This is a genomic window from Polaromonas sp. P4_F6, assembly GCF_056401275.1.
On sequence record NZ_JBFUJQ010000008.1, the window covers coordinates 145,015 to 162,242 of the forward strand.

The window sequence follows — 17,228 nt, forward strand, 5'->3', positions numbered from 1 at the left end:
ACCGCTTACCTGAAGCGGTAGGACACCGCGATAAAGCCGGTATCCTGCGTGCGGCGGCTCAGCAACGGGCTGTTGCGCACCGAGGAATCCAGCCATTTGCGGCGCACCTGCATGGTCAGCGTCCAGGGTTCGCCCAGCGGAACGTCCACGCCCAGCCCCAGCACCGGGGAGGTCGAGGCGCCGGCGTTGTAGACCGAGAACCCGCTGGCGGCGGACTCCGCCGCGCTGACGCCATAAAGGTAGTTGTTGTATTTGGCGTTGCTGTACTCCAGCCCCAGCTGCGGGAAGAAGGACCAGCTTCCCACCTTGAACTCCGCCGCGTACGTGGCCTCCAGCAGGCTGCCGTGTGACTTGTTGGCATCGACAAAGGCGTTCAGGAACAAGGCGCCATAAGGCGTTTCCTGAAATGTGCCTATGCCCAGCGGAATCGGGGTCTTGCGGTCTTTGAGGCCCGACAGCGCGGCGGTGTCGGCGCGCCAGCCGTCTTGGCTGACGCGGCCCGCGAACTCCAGGTAGCCGTAGCCGAATTTCACGGTTTTCAGGCTCAGGGTGTCCACACGCACGGCGAGGCGGCCGTAGTCAAAAAAGCCGTAGGGCAGCAAACGGGTTTCACTGCCCTTGCTGCGGATCACGCTTTGCGTGCCGTAGACGGCGCCGCCCAGGTCGCCGGTCAATTCGTACTTCAGCGGCGCGATCTGTGCGGCGGCCAACGTGGGCAAAAGCAGGCCTGCGGCCAGCAAAGTGCGGGTGGAAAGCGTGATCGCATGCCGGTTGAAGGTCATGCAAATCAGTATAGGCCTGGCCCCCTTTTCAAGCCATGGATGCGCGCAACTCCCCCCAAAAACCGTTGCTGCCGCGCACACAGGCCACGGCCTGGCCCCGGTTTTCTAGACGGCCGTGGGCAGCCGGCCCGCGGCCGGCAGAGCCGTGCGGCGCACGCGGCGCACATTGAAGGCGCTGGCGATCAGCACGGCCTGCATCAGCGCCAGGCCCAGCAGCACACCGCGGTACTGGCCGTGGTCCATCATGGCGCCGAAGACCAGCGGCGAGACGGCCTGACCTATGTCCAGGCCCGCGTAGACCACACCGTAGACACGGCCCGAGGCGTTTTCGGGCGTGGAGCGCTTGACCAGCAAATCGCGCGAGGGCCCGGCGATGCCCGAGGCAAAACCCATCACGCCGAACAGCACAGGCACCACCCAGGCCGGGTAGCTGCCCAAGGCCAGCAGCAGCGCGAACACGGCCGCCACGCCAAAACCCACGCCTACGATGCGCTCGCAGCGCGCCGGGTCCGACGCCAGAAAACCGCCGAACACCATGCCGCCGGCGCTGCACACCATATAGATGGTCAGGCACATGGCGACGAGCGGCAGCGGCACCTCATGCAGGTGGCGCGCGGCCTCGGGCGCGAAGGCCTGCACCACGCTGAGCACGATCGCGTACCAGAAGAAAAAGGCAAAGCACATCCAGACCGCGGGAATCTTCAAAAAGCCCAGCGAACTGTCGGCCGCCGGCGCGCCCTTGGCCGGCGCCGTGACGCTCAAGGTCAGCTTGTCGCGATTGGCGACCAGCACCGCCAGCACCGCGAAGGCCAGCACACCCGCGCAGGCCAGCGCCACGCGCCAGGAAAACGCGAAGGTCAGCGGCACCAGCATGGCCGGGGCCAGCGCCCAGCCCAGGCTGCCGGTGATGCCGTGCACGCTGTAGGCATGGCCCAGGCGCGGCGCGCTGACCTTGCGGTTGAGCAGCGTGTAGTCGACCGGGTGGAACACGCCATTGCCTATGCCGGCGATCACGGCAAAGCCGGCCATCATCCAGTAGCTGGTGCTGATGGAATAACCGAAGGCCGCCAGGCCCAGCAAAGTGAGGCCACCGAAGAGGATGGGGCGTGGGCCGAATTTGTCGACCACAAAACCCGACAAGGCCTGCACCGCGCAAGAGGTGACGAAAAAGAGGGTCATCAGAAAGCCGAGCTCGGCATAGCTGACGTTAAAGGCTTCCTTGAGCCAGGGAAACAGCGGCGCCAGCAGCAGCTGGCTGAAATGGCTGATCAGGTGGGCGGTGCCGACCAGGCCGATCACGCTGGCGTCCTGCCTGAGTGAAATCGCGTTGCCGGCGGGCGCGGCCGCGGTGCTTGAAGTATTCATGGCGCTATCGTAGTATTGGCCTTGCCTGCTGAAATGCGACAAATAGACATGATTCATCGAATTTCAGACAAACCCATGCAAGCCACCGAAACCGCGATCCAGCATGCCGCGTAGTACCCCTCTTCGCCTGATGCCGGTGGGTGACACCGACAGCTTCACGCCCAGCCCGAAGCGGCCGGTGCGCGTGCGCGCCCGCTCCATGCCGGCCGACACCCACTTCGAGCCGCATTCCCATGCCTGGGCCCAGTTGGCCTACTGCGCCACCGGCGTCGTGCAGGTCACGGCCGAGAGCGACGGCGCGGGCGGCGAAATCACCTACATCGTGCCGCCCTCGCGCGCGGTCTGGATCGCGCCCGGCGCGCAGCACCACATCACCGTGCTGGAGGCCGCCGAGTTCCGCACGCTTTACATCGATGCCAGCGCCACGCCCAAGGGCTGGAGCGGCTGCCGCGTGCTGGTGGTGTCGCCGCTGCTGCGCGAATCGATCAGTGCGCTGGACGCCGCTTCGCCCGAACGCCCATTGGCATCCTCGCGCGAACAGCTGCTCAGCGGCCTGGTGCTGGACGAACTCACGCATGCCGACATCCAGGCCCTGGGCGTGCCCATGCCGCACCCGCAAACCGGCGACAAGCGGCTGCGTACGCTGTGCGAGGCGGTGCTGCGCGCGCCGTCCGAGCGGGCCACCCTGGCCGAATGGGCGGCGGACACCGGTGCCAGCGAGCGCACCGTCGCCAGGCTGTTCCGCGACGAGCTGGGCCTGAGCTACCAGCAGTGGCGCCAGCAGGCCATCCTGGCCCACGCCCTGCCCCTGCTCACGCGCGGGCTGTCGGTCAGCGCCGTGGCGGCGGCCAGCGGTTATGCCAGCGACAGCGCCTTCACCGCGATGTTCAAGGCGGCGATGGGGCAGCCGCCCAGCCATTTCCAGAAGTAGGACCGGTGCAGCCTACCGGTAGCGACGCGGGCGGAAAGACGGCCTTATATACCCGGCAGAAATCGCGTCACCTTGCTTCTGAGCAGTTGGACGAGCGACGGGTCCATGTAGGGGTAGTTGTCCGGGATGCCGAGGCAGATGACGCGCTTGCCCTTGAGCTGGCCCTTGAAGCCGGATGACAGTTTTGCCTTGTGCGCGCGCTCCATCACGAAGATCAGATCCGCCCATTCGACAAGGTCTGGCGTCAATGGATTGTCCGCGCCCCTGTTGAGACCTGCGGACATACACTCCAGGCCGGGATGCTCCGAGAAAATCTGTTCCGCCGTCGGGCTGCGCCACCGGTTCAGGCTGCAAAGGAACAGGACGCGGAGCACCTCGCCTTCAGCGCCCTTCAAATGCGGCATTCAAGCGGCGCAGCAAAGGCTTGTTGAGCTCCCGGGTGTGCCGGTTCCAGCGGTCCATGGAGCGCTGCAGTTCAATCTGCAGGCGCGCGCTGGTGGCGGTGTCGCCGGTCATCGCAGCCCAGATGGCGTATTCAGCGCGGCTTTCAAAGCTGCCGAAACGCTCTACCGCGGATTCGAATTCCGCCCTGGCATCCACGCCCCTGCCGGCGCCCGCCAGCGCCTGGGCCAGCAGCAGCGAAACCTGTTCCGCGCGGAAGGCAGGGTCGGTTTTGCGGATGAACTCGAGGTGGGTGATGGCCTCGGCATAACGCTCGCAAGCGAAATAAGCGCGCGAGGCACCCATCCTGATCTCCAGGTCGGATGCAAACGGGCCCCTGAGGCAGGCGTCGTAGCTCCGGGCGGCCTCCAGGGGCTGGCCGGCTTCGAGCAGCGCCGCGGCCAGCCGCATCTGGTTCTGCGCGGTCGGCGTGTAGTCGAAGGCGGCATGCGCCTCCTTGAGCTCGCGCGTGGGATTGAGCGTTTTCGCGGCGGCGGCCACCACCTTGCGCGCGCCGCGTTCCAGCCGCGAGTCCGGCAGATAGACCGCCAGGAAGTAGACGATGCTGCCCAGCAAGGGGAAAGAGAACAGGATGATCAGCCAGTACAGCTGCTGGCCGCTGCGCAGGGCGTGAACGGCAAAAAATACCGCCACAATGAAATGCAATCCCAGTCCGACAAAAGGCATGGCTCACCCCTCCAGGTTATTTTGGGGGCCATTCTAAGGGGGTGCCAAGACAGGTACCCCATGCTTTCGACCGCCGGTGGGGGTTCCGGGGACGATCGGTAGCCGGTGCTCATCGCAGGCCGTCGATGCCACCATCCTTGTTCCAGTAGCCGCTGGCCATCAGGCGCTCCCGCACCATGGCGCGCGCCCGGTGCAGCCGGCTCTTGACCGCGTCCACGCCCAGGCCCAGTTGCTGCGCCACCTCGGGCGCCGTGAGTTCATCGACGTCGCGCAGGATCAACACCTCCCGGTAGGCCTCGGGCAAAGCGGCGATGGCGCGGCTCAAATCCAGCCGCAGGTCCAGCGGCAGCACCTGCGCCGCGACGGCCTCCACATCAATGCCCTCCTGGCCCTGCGCGGTCTTGCGGCCGCGAAACAGGCGAAAGCATTCGCGCTCGACAATGCGGAACAGCCAGACGGCGAAAGTCGCCGCAGTGCGCAGCGCGCCTATCTTGCGGTAAAGCTGCCACAGCGCGACTTGCACAGCGTCCTCCGCATCCTCGGCGCTGGAACAGGTGCGGCGCGCAAAACGTTTGAGGTCGGGCTGGCACTGCGTGAGCAACTGGGCGATGGCCTGGGTGTCGCCTGCGCGGGCGGCGTTCACCAGTTGGGCACTGGCTTTCATGGCTTGCCTTTGGCTGCGGGCCTGCGGCCGACGAGCGCGCAGGCGGGGCAAAAACCGGCGACACCCGTCAGGCCCAGTACCACCGCACTGGCCAGGGCAAGCGCCATGGGCCAGCCGGCCGGCAGCCACAGCAGGCCGGCGCAGGCCAGCAGCAGCGCGCTGCCCAGGCGCAGGGCCCGCTCCCAGGCGGGAAGATTTCGTTGCAGGAAAAACATCAGGAACTCCTTGGCTGTGGTGAATGCTGACAAAGAGGCCTGCTGGCGCCAAAAGGGTTCGGATTTTTGAAAATTATCTTATCGGCTTTTGCCACGCTGATACCGGAGCCCGCGGCGAGCGCGGCATGGCTGGCTATCATGGGCCATGCCTATCCGGAGCAGCTTGGGGAAAACACAGGGCGCCTGGCCGCGCGCCGCCGGCTGCGCGGCGCTGGCCTTTTTGCTGGCCGCCACCGGCCCGGCGCAAGCGCAGCCCGCAGCGCAGGGCCACCCGACGCTGCTGCGCGCGCTGAACGCCTTGCGCCAGCAAGGCTGCGCAAAAGGCAGCCGACCGGCTGCCTCGCTGCGTGAAAATGCCGCGCTGTCGCGGGCCGCGGCGCTGGTCGCGGACGGCCGCAAGCTCGACAGCGCGCTCAAAACCGTGGACTACCGCGCCGTCAGCACCCTGCAGATCACGGTGCGCGGCGCCGGCGGGGCCGCGGCCCTGACACAAAAAGCGCTAGGCAGCTCTTGCGGCGCGGCCATGCATGCTGAACTGCTGGAGGCAGGCTTCCACCAGCGCGGCACCCAAACCTGGGTGGTGCTGGCCGCGCCCTTTTCGCCGCCCGCGGCGGCGCAGGCGGGCGAGGTGCAGGCGCGGGTGCTGGCACTGGTCAACCAGGCGCGCTCCCGGCCGCAGCACTGCGGCGACAAGGCTTTCACGCCGGCGCCGCCGCTGCGGCTCAACGCCACGCTGTACAGCATTGCGAACGCCCATGCGGGCGACATGGCGCACCACGACTACTTCAGCCACACCGGCCGCGACGGCAGCACGGTGGACGGCCGGGCCACGCGCGCCGGCTACGCCTGGCATGCCATCGGCGAGAACATCGCCGCCGGCCAGCTGAGCGCCGATGCGGCCATGCGCGGCTGGATGAACAGCCCCGGCCATTGCGCCAACATCATGTCGCCGGCTTTCAGCGAAATGGGTGCCGCCTTCGTGGTGAACAGACAGAGCGGCCCGGGGATTTATTGGACGCAGGTGTTCGGGACGGCGCCCTGACCGCCCATCGCTAGATCAGGCGCTTCAGCAAGCCCATGACTTGCTCGAAGCGCTTGCCATAAGGCGGGTAGAACAAATCCCCGCGCGCCCATTTGGACTGCAGCATCACCGGTTTTTGCTGCGAGAGGCGCAGGAAGCCGGTTTCGCCGTGGTAGGCGCCCCAGCCGCTGTCGCCGACGCCGCCAAAGGGCAGGTTTTCGTGGGCGATGTGCATCAGCGTGTCGTTCACCGTGACACCACCGCTCACGGTGCGCGCCAGCACATGGTCGCGCGAGCCGGTGTCGGTGCCGAACCAGTACAGCGCCAGCGGCCGCGGCCTGGCGTTGACGTAGCGGATCGCTTCGTCGATGGCTGTATAGGGAATCACCGGCAGTATGGGGCCGAAGATTTCCTCGCTGAGCAATTTCGAGCCGGCGGGGGCGTCGAACACCAGCACCGGTGCCATCTGGCGTGATGCCGCACCCACGCCGGCCGCACCCGGGGCTATGGTCTGCAGCCGCGCGCCCTCGCCTTCGGCCTGCGCCAGCAGCGCCTGCAGCCGCTCCAGGTGGCGCGGGCTGATGATGGCCGCGTAGTCGGGGTTGCCGGTGATGCTCGGGAACAGGGTTGCCACGGCGCGGGCAAAAGCCTCGCCGAACGCCGTTTCGCTGCCCCGGGGCAGCAGCACATAGTCGGGCGCGATGCAGGTCTGGCCGGCGTTGAGCAGCTTGCCGTGTGCGATCTTGATGGCGGCCTTGTCGATGTCACAGGAGGCATCGATGATGCAGGGGGACTTGCCGCCCAGCTCCAGTGTGGTCGGCGTCAGGTTGGCGGCAGCGGCTTCGGCCACCTTGCGGCCCACGGCGGTGGAGCCGGTGAAAAACAGGTGGTCAAACGGCAGGCCGGCGAATTCGGCGGCCAGTTGGCCATCGCCCTGCACCACGCAAAGCTCGTCGGGCGCAAAGGATTGCCCCAGCAGCGTAGCCAGCAGTTCCGAGGTGCGCGGCGTCAGTTCGCTGGGCTTGAGCATCACGCGGTTGCCTGCGGCCAGCGCCGTGATGACCGGGCCCAGCGAAAGCTGCACCGGATAGTTCCACGGCGAGATCACGCCCACTACGCCCAGCGGCTGGCGCTGCAGGTAGGCGCGCGCGGGCTGCAGATACAGCGGCGTGCGCACCTTGACGGGCTTCATCCAGCGGGGCAGGTGCCTGAGCGTGCTGGACAGCAGCGAGCGCAGCACAAAAATATCGGCGATTTCGGTGAGCTGCGGCGAGCGTACGCCGAAGTCGGCATTGACGGCTTGCGCCAGCTCGGCGCCGTGCTGGTCCAGCAAGGCGCGTATGCGCAGCAGGCGGTCCCGGCGCAGTGCCAGCCGCACTTCGGCCTCTGCGCGGCTGGCCTGGTGCTGGGCGTCAAACAGGATGCGAAGCGGTGTCCGGGGGGTGCTGGAAATCATCCGGCCATGATAGGGAGCGCCGGGCCCGCGCAGTAGGGGCGCAACTCCAGCGCGACTCCGGGTTGACCCTGAGGCAAGCGCCCCTATTTATGGGTCTGATGCAACTGACGCATTTGGCTGACAGCCAGCCCAGCGCCGATGCGCCAAGATGGCTGGCAGCTCAACCGTCCCTGATGAAAGTGTTTCATGGAATTCAAGGATTACTACAAGATCATGGGCGTGGAGCGCAGCGCCACACCCGACGAGATCAAAAAGGCCCACCGCAAGCTGGCGCGCAAATACCACCCCGACGTCAGCAAAGAAAAGAACGCCGAAGCGCGCTTCAAGGAAATCGCCGAAGCCTACGAGGTGCTGCGCGACCCTGAAAAGCGCGCCGCCTACGACCAGCTGGGCGCCGACTACCAGGCCGGGCAGGACTTCCGTCCGCCGCCGGGCTGGAACCCGGGGCGGGCTTCGGGCGATACCGCCGGCGGCCCCCACTTTGGAGGAGCCGAAGGTTTCGACCACAGCGACTTTTTCGACGCCATCTTCCGCGGCATGGGCGGCGAGCCGCAAGGCCGGGGCGGCTTTGGCGGCATGCGCGGCGGCCACGGCTTTGACATGCACGGCCAGGACCAGCACGCCAAAATCCAGATCGACATCGGCGACTCCTACAGCGGCGCGACGCGCAAGCTGCAGCTGCGCATGCCGGTGGAGGACGAAACCGGCGTGACGGTGCAGGACCGGACCATCGAATTCGTGATTCCCAAGGGCATACGCGCCGGCCAGCACATCCGTCTGGCGGGCCAGGGGGCGCCAGGCATCGGCAAGGGCAGCGCCGGCGACCTCTACCTGGACGTCGAGTTCCTGCCGCATGCCCTGTACCGCGCCGAGGGCCACGACGTCTACATGGCCCTGGCCGTCGCGCCCTGGGAAGCCGCGCTGGGCGCCGAGGTGGAAGCGCCCACGCCCACAGGCGAGGTGGAGCTGAAAATCCCGCCGGGCTCGGCCAGCGGGCGAAAGCTCAGGCTCAAGGGGCGCGGGTTGCCGGGCAAGACACCCGGGGACTTTTATTTTGTGCTGCAGGTCGTCCTGCCGGCCGCCGACACGGACGCGGCAAAGAAAGCGTATGAAGACATGGCAGCGACGTTCAAGGCCTTCAGGCCGCGCGCCGGCCTGCAAAACCCCGGAGGCAAGGCATGAACACCCCCACCCACTACCTCGCCGGTTTCATCCTGGAAGAGCAGGATGAACTCACGCTCGACGACCTCTGCCGGGCTTGCGCCGCGCAGTCGGACCTCATCGTGGACCTGGTGCACGAAGGCTTGCTGGCGCCTGTTGGCCCGGCCCCGGAGCTGTGGCGCTTCACCGGCGTACATCTGCACCGCGCCACCGTGGCCGTGCGCCTGCAGCGTGACCTGGGTGTGAACCCAGCCGGCGCGGCCCTGGCACTGGAGCTGATGGACGAACTGGACAGCCTGCGCGCGCAGCTAAGCCGGCTGGAAAGCCTTTAAGCCGGAAAAAGCGCGCGGTGGCAGAATCGGTCGCCATGCCCGACACCGCCGCACCCGCCCTCAAAAACATCTTCGATCCCGCGCGCTATCGCCACATCGCGGCGGAGACCGCGGCGGTTTACCCGCGTTTTGACGGCAAGCAATTTCTGAAACTGGCGCTGCCCGGGCTGGACGCGCTTTCATTGATGCAGCGCCTGCGACGCACCAGCGAATGCCTGCACGCCACGCTGCCCGCAGACTACCGCAAAAGCATCGCCATCCTGCGCAAGCTCGCGCCGCGCATCAACAGCGGCTTTGTGACCCTGGTGCTACCGGACTATGTGGGCCTGTATGGGCGCGAGGACTTTGACACCTCCATGGAGGCGCTCAAATTTTTCACCGCCTTCGGCAGCTCGGAATACGCGATTCGCGAGTTCATCCGCCAGGACCCTGAGCGCACGCTGGCCGTGATGAAGACCTGGGCCAAGGACGAGAGCGAGCATGTGCGGCGCCTGGCCAGCGAAGGCAGCCGCCCTCGCCTGCCCTGGTCTTTCAGGCTGGATACCTTGATGGCCGATCCGGAGCTGGCCGCACCCATCCTGGAAACGCTCAAGGCCGACGGCAGCCTCTATGTGCGCAAGTCGGTGGCCAACCACCTCAACGACATCACCAAGCTGCACCCGGCATGGGTGCTGGAGTGCCTGAAAAGCTGGCCGCTGGAGAACCCGCATACCGCGTGGATCGCACGGCATGCGCTGCGCACGCTGATCAAACAAGGCGACAAACGGGCGCTGGGCGTGATTGGCGCCGGCAAAAAAGCGGCCGTCAGCATCAGTGATTTTTCCGTCAGCCCGAAAAAACTCAGCCTGGGCGAACGCCTGGAGCTGTCGTTCACGCTGCAGTCCACCTCGCGCCAGAGCCAGCGCCTGGTGGTGGACTACGCCATCCACTACGTCAAAAAAGCCGGCAGCAGTTCGGCCAAGGTCTTCAAGCTCAAGGAACTGGACCTGGCGGCGGGCCAGAGCCTGCAGCTTTCGCGCAGCCAGGTGGTGCGCGACTTCACGACACGCGTGCACCATGCCGGCCGCCATGAGGTGGACATCATGGTCAATGGCGAGCGCCTGGCCGGCGGTTTTTTTGAGCTTTTAAAGCCTTGAACTGACATTTGCTTGCCCTTCTTGCACAGGGGCGGTTGGCACGGCGCGCGGGTTTTGTACATTAGAAACCCGGGCCGAGCGAGCCCACGGCATCCAACACGTATATCAGGAGGGATATCCCATGAGCACCCAATATCTACGGCACCTGCGCCCCGCCTTCAGCACGCTGGGCCTGCTGCTGCTCCTGTCGGCCTGCGGCGGCGCGGGCGGCGAGGAAATCGGCGCGGTGGACACCGTATTCAAGTTCATAGGCCCGGACCACAAGATCGTGGTTGACGCCTATGACGACCCCAAGGTCGCCGGCGTGACCTGTTATGTGTCGCGCGCCAAGACCGGCGGCCTCAAGGGCGCGTTCGGCCTGGCAGAGGACAAAGCCGAGGCCTCCATCGCCTGCCGGCAAACCGGCGTCATCAGCTTTGGCGACAAGCCGCTGGACAAGCAGGAAGAGATGTTCAGCGAGCGCATCTCGCTGGTCTTCAAGAGGCTGCGCGTGGTGCGCATGATAGACACCAAACGCAACACGCTGGTCTACCTGACCTATTCGGACCGCGTCATTGAAGGCTCACCGCAAAACAGCGTCACAGCCGTGCCGGTGCCGGCCGGGACGGTCATCCCGGTGAAATAAACGCCGGACTGGGGAAATCGCATCGCGGTAGGTGTATAACCAGAGCCCCCGGTCCCCGCGCCCGCCTCGCCGGCGGCGCGCCTGCCCGGCCCTCCTCGAATCAACCAGGCGCACGGAAGCGCTGCAACAGCAAGGAATCCCATCATGGGCGCGCAGTGGAAAGCAAAAGGCAAGGAACTGGCCGCGAATGCCAGGGGCCGCTTGTTCGGCAAACTGGCCAAGGAAATCATGGTAGCCGCGCGCAACGGCGCGGACCCGGCCTCGAACGCGCGCCTGCGCCTGGTGGTGGAGCAGGCCCGCAAGGTCTCCATGCCCAAGGACACCCTGGAGCGGGCCATCAAGAAAGGCGCCGGGCTGACCGGCGACACCGTGCATTTCGAGCACGTGATCTACGAAGGCTTCGCGCCGCACCGCGTGCCCCTCATGGTCGAATGCCTGACCGACAACCTCAACCGCACGGCCTCGGAAATCCGCGTGCTGTTCCGTAAGGGGCATCTGGGAACCTCGGGCTCGGTCTCCTGGGACTTCGACCACGTCGGCATGATTGAAGCCGAGCCGCAAGCTGCCGGCGCCGACCCCGAACTCGCCGCGATTGAGGCGGGCGCCCAGGACTTTGAGCCGGGCCATGAAGAAGGCACGACGACTTTCCTGACCGACCATGCCGACCTGGACATCGTGAGCCGCGCCCTGCCCGCGCAAGGCTTTACCGTGCTGTCGGCCAAGCTGGGCTACAAGGCCAAAAACCCCATCAGCCCGGCCAGCCTGAGCGCCGCCGAACTCGAAGAAGTCGAAGCCTTCCTGGCGGCCGTCGATGCCAACGACGACGTGCAGAACATCTTCGTGGGCCTGGGCGACTGAGCCGGCTACTTGGCTGGCACCTCATAGCGCGGACGTATCCGGGTTTTCTGCACGATGCCTGAGGGCGTGAACAGGATCACAAACTCGGCGCCCGGTATTTCGCTTTTGGGGGGCTTCTCCCGGTAAGCCCAGACCTCATAGCCGCTGTCAAAGCGGACCACGGTGGCGGGGCCCAGCGCGGCGGTGACGTCGGCCTTGGTGCTGGTTCCGGGAACCACCATGGCCTGCGCGCCCTGCATGGACAGCTGGCTGTCGCGGAAAGGGGGGCGTGTTTCCTCGGGCATGGCCGCGCAACCCGCCAGCACCACCAGGCTGATGCAAACCAGCAGCTTGCCCGGCGCCATCATCCGCCCTCCATGTAGTCAAACTCGACCAGCGTGTCGTCGGGCCAGCTGCGGTCGCCCAGCGGCAGGAAGTAGGTGCGGTCCACCAGCACCTCGCAGTCGCAGTCGGGCAGGTCCTTATCCAGCTTGGGGTCATCGCTCGCCGCTGCGTACAGCATGGCCAGGGGCAGGACTTCCCGGCGCCCGCCGGCCGCCAGCGTGACGCTGAACAGCGGCCGCTCGGAAAAGAACAGGTAGAGCGGCACCTTCTTGTCGCAATAGGCCGGCGTGTCGAACACGGCGCCGGCAATGCGGTCCACCACACCGCCGCTGCGCGAGACCAGGCCGGCCTCCATGCCCACCCTGCATTCCAGCCGCAAATCGCCCAGGCGCCGCATGCCCGGCGGCAGGCCCGGCGTGCGGATCTCGGTGCGCCAGGTCATGCTCTGCGCCTTGCGGTTCGGAATGACCTGCGCATCTTCGGCGAAAGCCTTGGGGTCGCGCGGCAGGCTGAAAGTCCGGTCGGGTGCGATGGCCACAGGAAAGTCCATGGTCGTGCCAATCACTTCGATGGAAATCGCGTTCATATTGGTCTCGCGCCGGCGCGGCAGCAGCTTGAAGCGCAGCGAGGCATTGGGTGCCAGGCTTTTTTCGCGCTCAAAGAGGTCCATGCCGCGAATCATTTTCCGGTAGGACTTCTCGACCGGGTCGCTGTTGGCCTTGGCGCTGATCGTCACCGGCCGCAGGGTGCGCACGCCCGGGTCCGGGGTGCCAGTGGCCTGGGCACCGGCCTGCGGGGCAACAGCCAGCCCAGCCGCCAGGCAGGCGGTGCGCAGCGCGGCGCGGGCAAGGCGATTGGGCATGGCGTATCCGATGGGTAGACGCCCATGGTAGGCCGCGCAGGGCCGCGCAGCTGTAGGACGATTCCAGCATTTCCCCCACGGCACAGACGTAAAAAAAACCCGCCCCGGCGCGAGCCAGGACGGGTTGTGAGGCTCACCATGAAAACGGTGGCCTGGAGCCTGTCAACAGGCCTCTAGTGAACCGTCGATTCAAACCTGAACACACCCGGGTCGCGGATAGGGTCCACGTCCACCGGTATCGTGCTCTTGGGCGGAAAGCGCCCTTCGAGCAGCAGCTTGCTGAGCGGGTTCTCTATGCGCTGCTGGATGGCGCGCTTGAGCGGCCTGGCGCCGAACACCGGGTCAAAGCCGACCTTGGCAAGCTCGGCGATCGCCGCTTCCGACACGTCCAGCGTAAGGTCCATCTTCTGCAGCCGGGCGATGAGCACCTTGAGCTGTATGCGAGCGATGGACTCGATGTTCTTCGCATCCAGGGCGTGGAAGACCACGGTCTCGTCAATCCGGTTCAGGAACTCGGGGCGGAAGTAGTTCTTGAGCTCATCCGTCACCGCGTCCTTGATCTCTTCCGTCGGCTTGCCGACCATGGACTGGATGATGGGCGAGCCGATGTTGCTGGTCATCACGATCACCGTGTTCTTGAAGTCCACCGTGCGGCCCTGCCCGTCGGTCAGGCGCCCGTCGTCCAGCACCTGCAGCAGCACATTGAACACGTCGGGGTGGGCTTTTTCGACCTCGTCGAGCAGCAGCACGCTGTAGGGCTTGCGGCGCACGGCCTCGGTCAGGTAGCCGCCCTCTTCATAGCCCACGTAGCCGGGAGGCGCGCCTATCAGGCGGGCCACCGAATGCTTTTCCATGAACTCGCTCATGTCGACGCGTATCAGGTGGTCTTCGCTGTCGAACAAAAAGCCGGCCAGCGCCTTGCACAGCTCGGTCTTGCCCACGCCCGTGGGGCCCAGGAACAGGAAGGAGCCGGTCGGGCGGTTCGGGTCGCTCAGGCCCGAGCGGGATCGGCGTATGGCGTTGGCCACCGCGCTGATGGCCTCGTCCTGGCCGACCACGCGCTCATGCAGCTTGCCCTCCATCTGCAGCAGCTTGTCGCGCTCGCCCTGCATGAGTTTGCTGACCGGGATGCCGGTGGCGCGCGCCACGACCTCGGCGATCTCTTCGGCGCCGACCTGGGTGCGCAGCAGCGTGGGCGCGTTGGACTTGCCCTTGCTGGCTTCGCTGTCCTGCGCTTCTTTAAGGCGCTTTTCGAGCTCAGGCAGCTTGCCGTATTGCAGCTCGGCGACCTTGTTGAAGTCGCCCTTGCGGGTGAACTCCTCGATCTGGAAGCGGATGCGGTCGATCTCTTCCATGACGTCCTTGGAGCCAAGCGCCTGGGCCTTTTCGGCCTGCCAGATTTCGTCGAGGTCGGAGATCTCTTTTTGCAGTTTGGTGATTTCCTCTTCGATGAGGTCAAAGCGTTTTTGCGAAGCTTCGTCTTTTTCGCGGCGCACGGCTTCGCGCTCGATCTGCAACTGGATCAGGCGGCGGTCCAGCTTGTCCATGACCTCGGGCTTGGAGTCCATCTCGATCTTGATCTTGGCGGCGGCCTCGTCGATCAGGTCTATCGCCTTGTCGGGCAGGAAGCGGTCGGTGATGTAGCGGTGGCTCAGTTCGGCCGCGGCCACGATGGCTGGGTCGGTGATCTGCACGCCATGGTGCACTTCGTATTTCTCTTGCAGGCCGCGCAGGATGGCGATGGTGGCCTCCACCGTGGGCTCGCCGACCAGGATTTTCTGGAAGCGGCGCTCCAGCGCGGCGTCTTTTTCGATGTACTTGCGGTATTCGTCGAGTGTGGTGGCACCCACGCAGTGCAGTTCGCCGCGTGCAAGAGCGGGCTTGAGCATGTTGCCGGCATCCATCGCGCCTTCGGCCTTGCCGGCGCCCACCATGGTGTGCAGCTCGTCGATGAAGACGATGGTCTGGCCTTCATCCTTGGCCAGTTCGTTGAGCACGGTTTTCAGGCGCTCTTCAAACTCGCCGCGGAACTTGGCGCCGGCCAGCAGCGCGGCCATGTCGAGCGAGAGCACGCGCTTGCCCTTGAGGGAATCGGGCACCTCGCCGGCCACGATGCGCTGGGCCAGGCCTTCGACAATCGCGGTCTTGCCGACGCCGGGCTCGCCGATCAGCACGGGGTTGTTTTTGGTGCGGCGCTGCAGCACCTGGATGGCGCGGCGGATCTCATCGTCGCGGCCTATGACCGGGTCCAGCTTGCCCAGGCGGGCACGCTCGGTCAGGTCCATGCAGTATTTTTTGAGGGCTTCGCGCTGGCCTTCGGCGTCGGCGCTGTTCACGCCCTGGCCGCCGCGCACGGCGTCAATTGCCGCTTCGAGCGCCTTGCGGGTCAGGCCGTTCTCTTTGGCCAGGCGGCCGACGTCGCTCTTGCTATCGGCCACGGCCAGCAGAAAGAGCTCACCGGCGATGAACTGGTCATTGCGTTTGATGGCTTCTTTTTCGGTGGCCTGCAGCAGCTTGGCGAGCTCGGGGCCGACCTGGATCTGGTCCTGGCCCTGCACCTGGGGCAGCTTTTTGACGGCGGCGTCGGCGGCCTGCGTGAGGCCTCCCACGTTGACGCCGGCCTTTTCGAGCAACGCGCGCGGGCCGTCCTCCTGGCGCAGCATGGCGGCCAGCAGGTGAACGGGCTCGATGTAGCCGTTGTCATTGCCCAGCGCGAGGGATTGCGCGTCGCTCAGGGCTTCCTGAAACTTGGTCGTGAGTTTGTCTTGTCGCATGAATAGGGCTCCGTGGATTCCGGCAGGCCTGGCTCCAAGCCCATCCGGATGGGTGTTGCAGAGTATCTGGGGAGCCGGGGCTGGTTTTCAAGCATTTTTCCGGCGCACCTAAAATCGCCCCATGAACATCCACCAGGTCTCGGTGACCTACCACCAGGAGCAGGACAGGCTGCTGGTGCGCATCAGCAGCCATGACAGCGAGGAATTGCGCCTGTGGCTGACCCGCCGCATGACACTCTCCCTGATGCCGGTCCTGACCCAAACCGCCACCGACCAGTTGGCCCGGCAGGCTGAAGAGATAGACCCGGCGGCGCCGCAGGACGTCCAGCGCCGGCGCATGGTGGAGAACTTCAAAAAAGAAGCCCAGACCTATGCCGGCGATTTCAAGACGCCCTACCAGGCCAAGGATGCCGCGCTGCCGCTGGGCAAGGAACCGCTGCTGGTGACGGAAGTCAAGATGGCCTTGCTGAAATCCGGCAAGCTGCAGCTGGACTTCACCGAAAAAGGGCCGGAGCCGGGGCGCCATGTGCGGATCGCCATCAGCAGCCAGCTTGCTCAAGGTTTGTTGCAGCTCCTGAACAAGTGCCTCAAAAAATCCCAGTGGCTCAACTCACCGCCGCTCGCCGGTATCCAGGAAAGCCCGGACAAGCCCGAGACGCCCGACCCCGCGGAAAGACCCCGGTACCTGAACTAGGAGCCCGGGTCTTGAGGTAGTCCGTCAGGAACCCGCAGGCCTTGAAGCTTTCGCCGCGGTGCGCAAGGCCCTCGCCCGCGACTCCACGCCGCGCACAATCACGTCGACCCAGGCTTCAAAGCCGCTGTCCAGCGGCTGGCCGTCGCCGCTGGACCAGCGCAGCACAAAGGCCCGGTTCTGCATCGCACCCAGGTGCCGCGCGAGCGCGGGCTGGCGAACGGCATCGACGCGGGCGATCTGGGCGCGGCAGGCGCTTTCCCAGGCCTGGGCGTCTTCTGCCGGCGCGGTGGACAGCTCCATGGTCGCGAAACCGCACATGGCGGCAAACACCACGTTGTAGGCATCAACCAGGTCGGCGCCGGCAAAACCGGCGTCTTCGAGCAATTGCACCAGGTGGTCCAGCATGGTGGCGTCGAAGGTCGCGTTGTAGATCAGTTCGCTGGCCACCAGCGGGGCCAGCCTGGGGTGGCGCCTGAGCACTTCGCGGTAGCGGCGCAGCAAGGCAACCAGGCGGTCCTGCCAACGGCCCATGACCAGGTCGTCGGCCACGCCGTTCATCGCGAGCGCCACCGCCCCCGAAATCAGTTCATTGCGGCTGGGCACATGCCAGTAAATCGCCGACGGAAACACCTTGAGCGCCTGGGCCAGCTCGCGGATGTTGAAGGCCTGCGGGCCCTGGCGGTCTATCAGGGCCAGCACGGCCTGCAGGATGGACTCGCGGCTCAGTGCCGCGCCGTCCGCCGCGTCCCCGGTTTTGCGCGGACGCCCGGCGCGGCGGGGTGGAGGCGGTTTGGTGGGCAAGGCGGTTTCCAGAAGCAGAAATAATGCGCCATTTTATGGCTTATTGAAAAGCGTTCAATTAATATTGAACTTTGTACAATTAATTCTCGACAGCCTCTT

19 protein-coding genes and 1 tRNA gene are annotated in these 17,228 nt (G+C 65.8%); 9 read left to right on the forward strand and 11 right to left on the reverse strand.

Going from position 1 to position 17,228, the window contains the following annotated elements; all coding sequences use genetic code 11:
* Positions 1 to 5: 5 nt before the first annotated feature.
* Both AC1DUN_RS18475 and AC1DUN_RS18480 read right to left on the reverse strand, forming a co-directional pair.
* The gene (locus AC1DUN_RS18475; RefSeq protein WP_477715239.1) at positions 6 to 782 is read right to left on the reverse strand and encodes a MipA/OmpV family protein; all 777 of its coding nucleotides are present in this window, start codon (positions 780 to 782) and stop codon (positions 6 to 8) included.
* Between the two features lie 105 nt (positions 783 to 887).
* On the reverse strand, positions 888 to 2,147 hold the full coding sequence (locus AC1DUN_RS18480; RefSeq protein WP_477715240.1) for an MFS transporter: 1,260 nt from the start codon (positions 2,145 to 2,147) through the stop codon (positions 888 to 890).
* Positions 2,148 to 2,250: 103 nt separating this feature from the next.
* Between AC1DUN_RS18480 and AC1DUN_RS18485 the strand changes: the two genes are divergently transcribed.
* The gene (locus tag AC1DUN_RS18485; protein WP_477715241.1) at positions 2,251 to 3,078 is read left to right on the forward strand and encodes an AraC family transcriptional regulator; all 828 of its coding nucleotides are present in this window, start codon (positions 2,251 to 2,253) and stop codon (positions 3,076 to 3,078) included.
* A gap of 44 nt (positions 3,079 to 3,122) precedes the next feature.
* Here AC1DUN_RS18485 and AC1DUN_RS18490 read toward each other — a convergent pair whose 3' ends face one another.
* Positions 3,123 to 3,482 carry a low molecular weight protein tyrosine phosphatase family protein gene (locus tag AC1DUN_RS18490; RefSeq protein WP_477715242.1) on the reverse strand — a complete coding sequence of 120 codons (360 nt, stop codon included), beginning with the start codon at positions 3,480 to 3,482 and terminating at the stop codon, positions 3,123 to 3,125.
* Positions 3,460 to 3,594: a hypothetical protein gene (locus AC1DUN_RS18495; protein WP_477715243.1), complete on the reverse strand. Its 135-nt coding sequence runs from the start codon at positions 3,592 to 3,594 to the stop codon at positions 3,460 to 3,462. Before AC1DUN_RS18495 ends, AC1DUN_RS18490 begins: the two co-directional genes overlap by 23 nt.
* Here AC1DUN_RS18495 and AC1DUN_RS18500 point away from each other — a divergent pair.
* A tRNA-OTHER gene (locus AC1DUN_RS18500) sits at positions 3,595 to 3,677 on the forward strand.
* A gap of 638 nt (positions 3,678 to 4,315) precedes the next feature.
* Here AC1DUN_RS18500 and AC1DUN_RS18505 read toward each other — a convergent pair.
* Together AC1DUN_RS18505 and AC1DUN_RS18510 are read right to left on the reverse strand one after the other, a co-directional pair.
* Positions 4,316 to 4,870, reverse strand: coding sequence for an RNA polymerase sigma factor (locus AC1DUN_RS18505; RefSeq protein WP_477715244.1), 555 nt, complete (start codon positions 4,868 to 4,870; stop codon positions 4,316 to 4,318).
* The gene (locus AC1DUN_RS18510) at positions 4,867 to 5,085 is read right to left on the reverse strand and encodes a YgaP-like transmembrane domain (RefSeq protein WP_477715245.1); all 219 of its coding nucleotides are present in this window, start codon (positions 5,083 to 5,085) and stop codon (positions 4,867 to 4,869) included. Before AC1DUN_RS18510 ends, AC1DUN_RS18505 begins: the two co-directional genes overlap by 4 nt.
* Positions 5,086 to 5,248: 163 nt before the next feature.
* Here AC1DUN_RS18510 and AC1DUN_RS18515 point away from each other — a divergent pair, with 163 nt between their 5' ends.
* The gene (locus AC1DUN_RS18515) at positions 5,249 to 6,127 is read left to right on the forward strand and encodes a CAP domain-containing protein (RefSeq protein ID WP_477715246.1); all 879 of its coding nucleotides are present in this window, start codon (positions 5,249 to 5,251) and stop codon (positions 6,125 to 6,127) included.
* A 10-nt stretch (positions 6,128 to 6,137) separates the two neighbouring features.
* Here the strand turns inward: AC1DUN_RS18515 and AC1DUN_RS18520 are convergent, their stop codons facing one another.
* A complete protein-coding gene (locus tag AC1DUN_RS18520; protein ID WP_477715247.1) occupies positions 6,138 to 7,562 on the reverse strand; it encodes a coniferyl aldehyde dehydrogenase in 1,425 nt (474 codons plus the stop codon).
* Between the two features lie 186 nt (positions 7,563 to 7,748).
* Here AC1DUN_RS18520 and AC1DUN_RS18525 point away from each other — a divergent pair, with 186 nt between their 5' ends.
* The 5 genes from AC1DUN_RS18525 (at position 7,749) to AC1DUN_RS18545 (ending at position 11,674) form a co-directional block, all read left to right on the forward strand.
* The gene (locus AC1DUN_RS18525) at positions 7,749 to 8,744 is read left to right on the forward strand and encodes a DnaJ C-terminal domain-containing protein (protein WP_477715248.1); all 996 of its coding nucleotides are present in this window, start codon (positions 7,749 to 7,751) and stop codon (positions 8,742 to 8,744) included.
* Positions 8,741 to 9,055, forward strand: a complete 315-nt coding sequence (locus AC1DUN_RS18530; RefSeq protein WP_477715249.1) for a chaperone modulator CbpM — start codon at positions 8,741 to 8,743, stop codon at positions 9,053 to 9,055. The genes AC1DUN_RS18525 and AC1DUN_RS18530 overlap by 4 nt, the downstream gene beginning before the upstream one ends.
* Before the next feature lie 35 nt (positions 9,056 to 9,090).
* Positions 9,091 to 10,191: a DNA alkylation repair protein gene (locus tag AC1DUN_RS18535; protein WP_477715250.1), complete on the forward strand. Its 1,101-nt coding sequence runs from the start codon at positions 9,091 to 9,093 to the stop codon at positions 10,189 to 10,191.
* Positions 10,192 to 10,312: 121 nt separating this feature from the next.
* Positions 10,313 to 10,816 carry a CreA family protein gene (locus AC1DUN_RS18540; protein ID WP_477663007.1) on the forward strand — a complete coding sequence of 168 codons (504 nt, stop codon included), beginning with the start codon at positions 10,313 to 10,315 and terminating at the stop codon, positions 10,814 to 10,816.
* A 144-nt stretch (positions 10,817 to 10,960) separates the two neighbouring features.
* On the forward strand, positions 10,961 to 11,674 hold the full coding sequence (locus AC1DUN_RS18545) for a YebC/PmpR family DNA-binding transcriptional regulator (protein WP_007867079.1): 714 nt from the start codon (positions 10,961 to 10,963) through the stop codon (positions 11,672 to 11,674).
* Positions 11,675 to 11,679: 5 nt separating this feature from the next.
* On the opposite strand, the gene AC1DUN_RS18550 is transcribed toward AC1DUN_RS18545, so the two are convergent.
* The 3 genes from AC1DUN_RS18550 to clpB form a co-directional block, all read right to left on the reverse strand.
* Positions 11,680 to 12,021 carry a hypothetical protein gene (locus AC1DUN_RS18550; RefSeq protein WP_477715251.1) on the reverse strand — a complete coding sequence of 114 codons (342 nt, stop codon included), beginning with the start codon at positions 12,019 to 12,021 and terminating at the stop codon, positions 11,680 to 11,682.
* Positions 12,018 to 12,860: a hypothetical protein gene (locus tag AC1DUN_RS18555; RefSeq protein ID WP_477715252.1), complete on the reverse strand. Its 843-nt coding sequence runs from the start codon at positions 12,858 to 12,860 to the stop codon at positions 12,018 to 12,020. The genes AC1DUN_RS18550 and AC1DUN_RS18555 overlap by 4 nt, the downstream gene beginning before the upstream one ends.
* 173 nt (positions 12,861 to 13,033) lie before the next feature.
* Positions 13,034 to 15,634: an ATP-dependent chaperone ClpB gene (clpB, locus tag AC1DUN_RS18560; RefSeq protein ID WP_477715253.1), complete on the reverse strand. Its 2,601-nt coding sequence runs from the start codon at positions 15,632 to 15,634 to the stop codon at positions 13,034 to 13,036.
* 121 nt (positions 15,635 to 15,755) lie between these two features.
* On the opposite strand from clpB, the gene AC1DUN_RS18565 reads away from it, so the two are divergent.
* A complete protein-coding gene (locus tag AC1DUN_RS18565; RefSeq protein WP_477715254.1) occupies positions 15,756 to 16,328 on the forward strand; it encodes a hypothetical protein in 573 nt (190 codons plus the stop codon).
* Positions 16,329 to 16,352: 24 nt separating this feature from the next.
* Here AC1DUN_RS18565 and AC1DUN_RS18570 read toward each other — a convergent pair whose 3' ends face one another.
* Positions 16,353 to 17,129, reverse strand: coding sequence for a TetR/AcrR family transcriptional regulator (locus AC1DUN_RS18570; RefSeq protein WP_477715255.1), 777 nt, complete (start codon positions 17,127 to 17,129; stop codon positions 16,353 to 16,355).
* Positions 17,130 to 17,228: the final 99 nt, after the last annotated feature.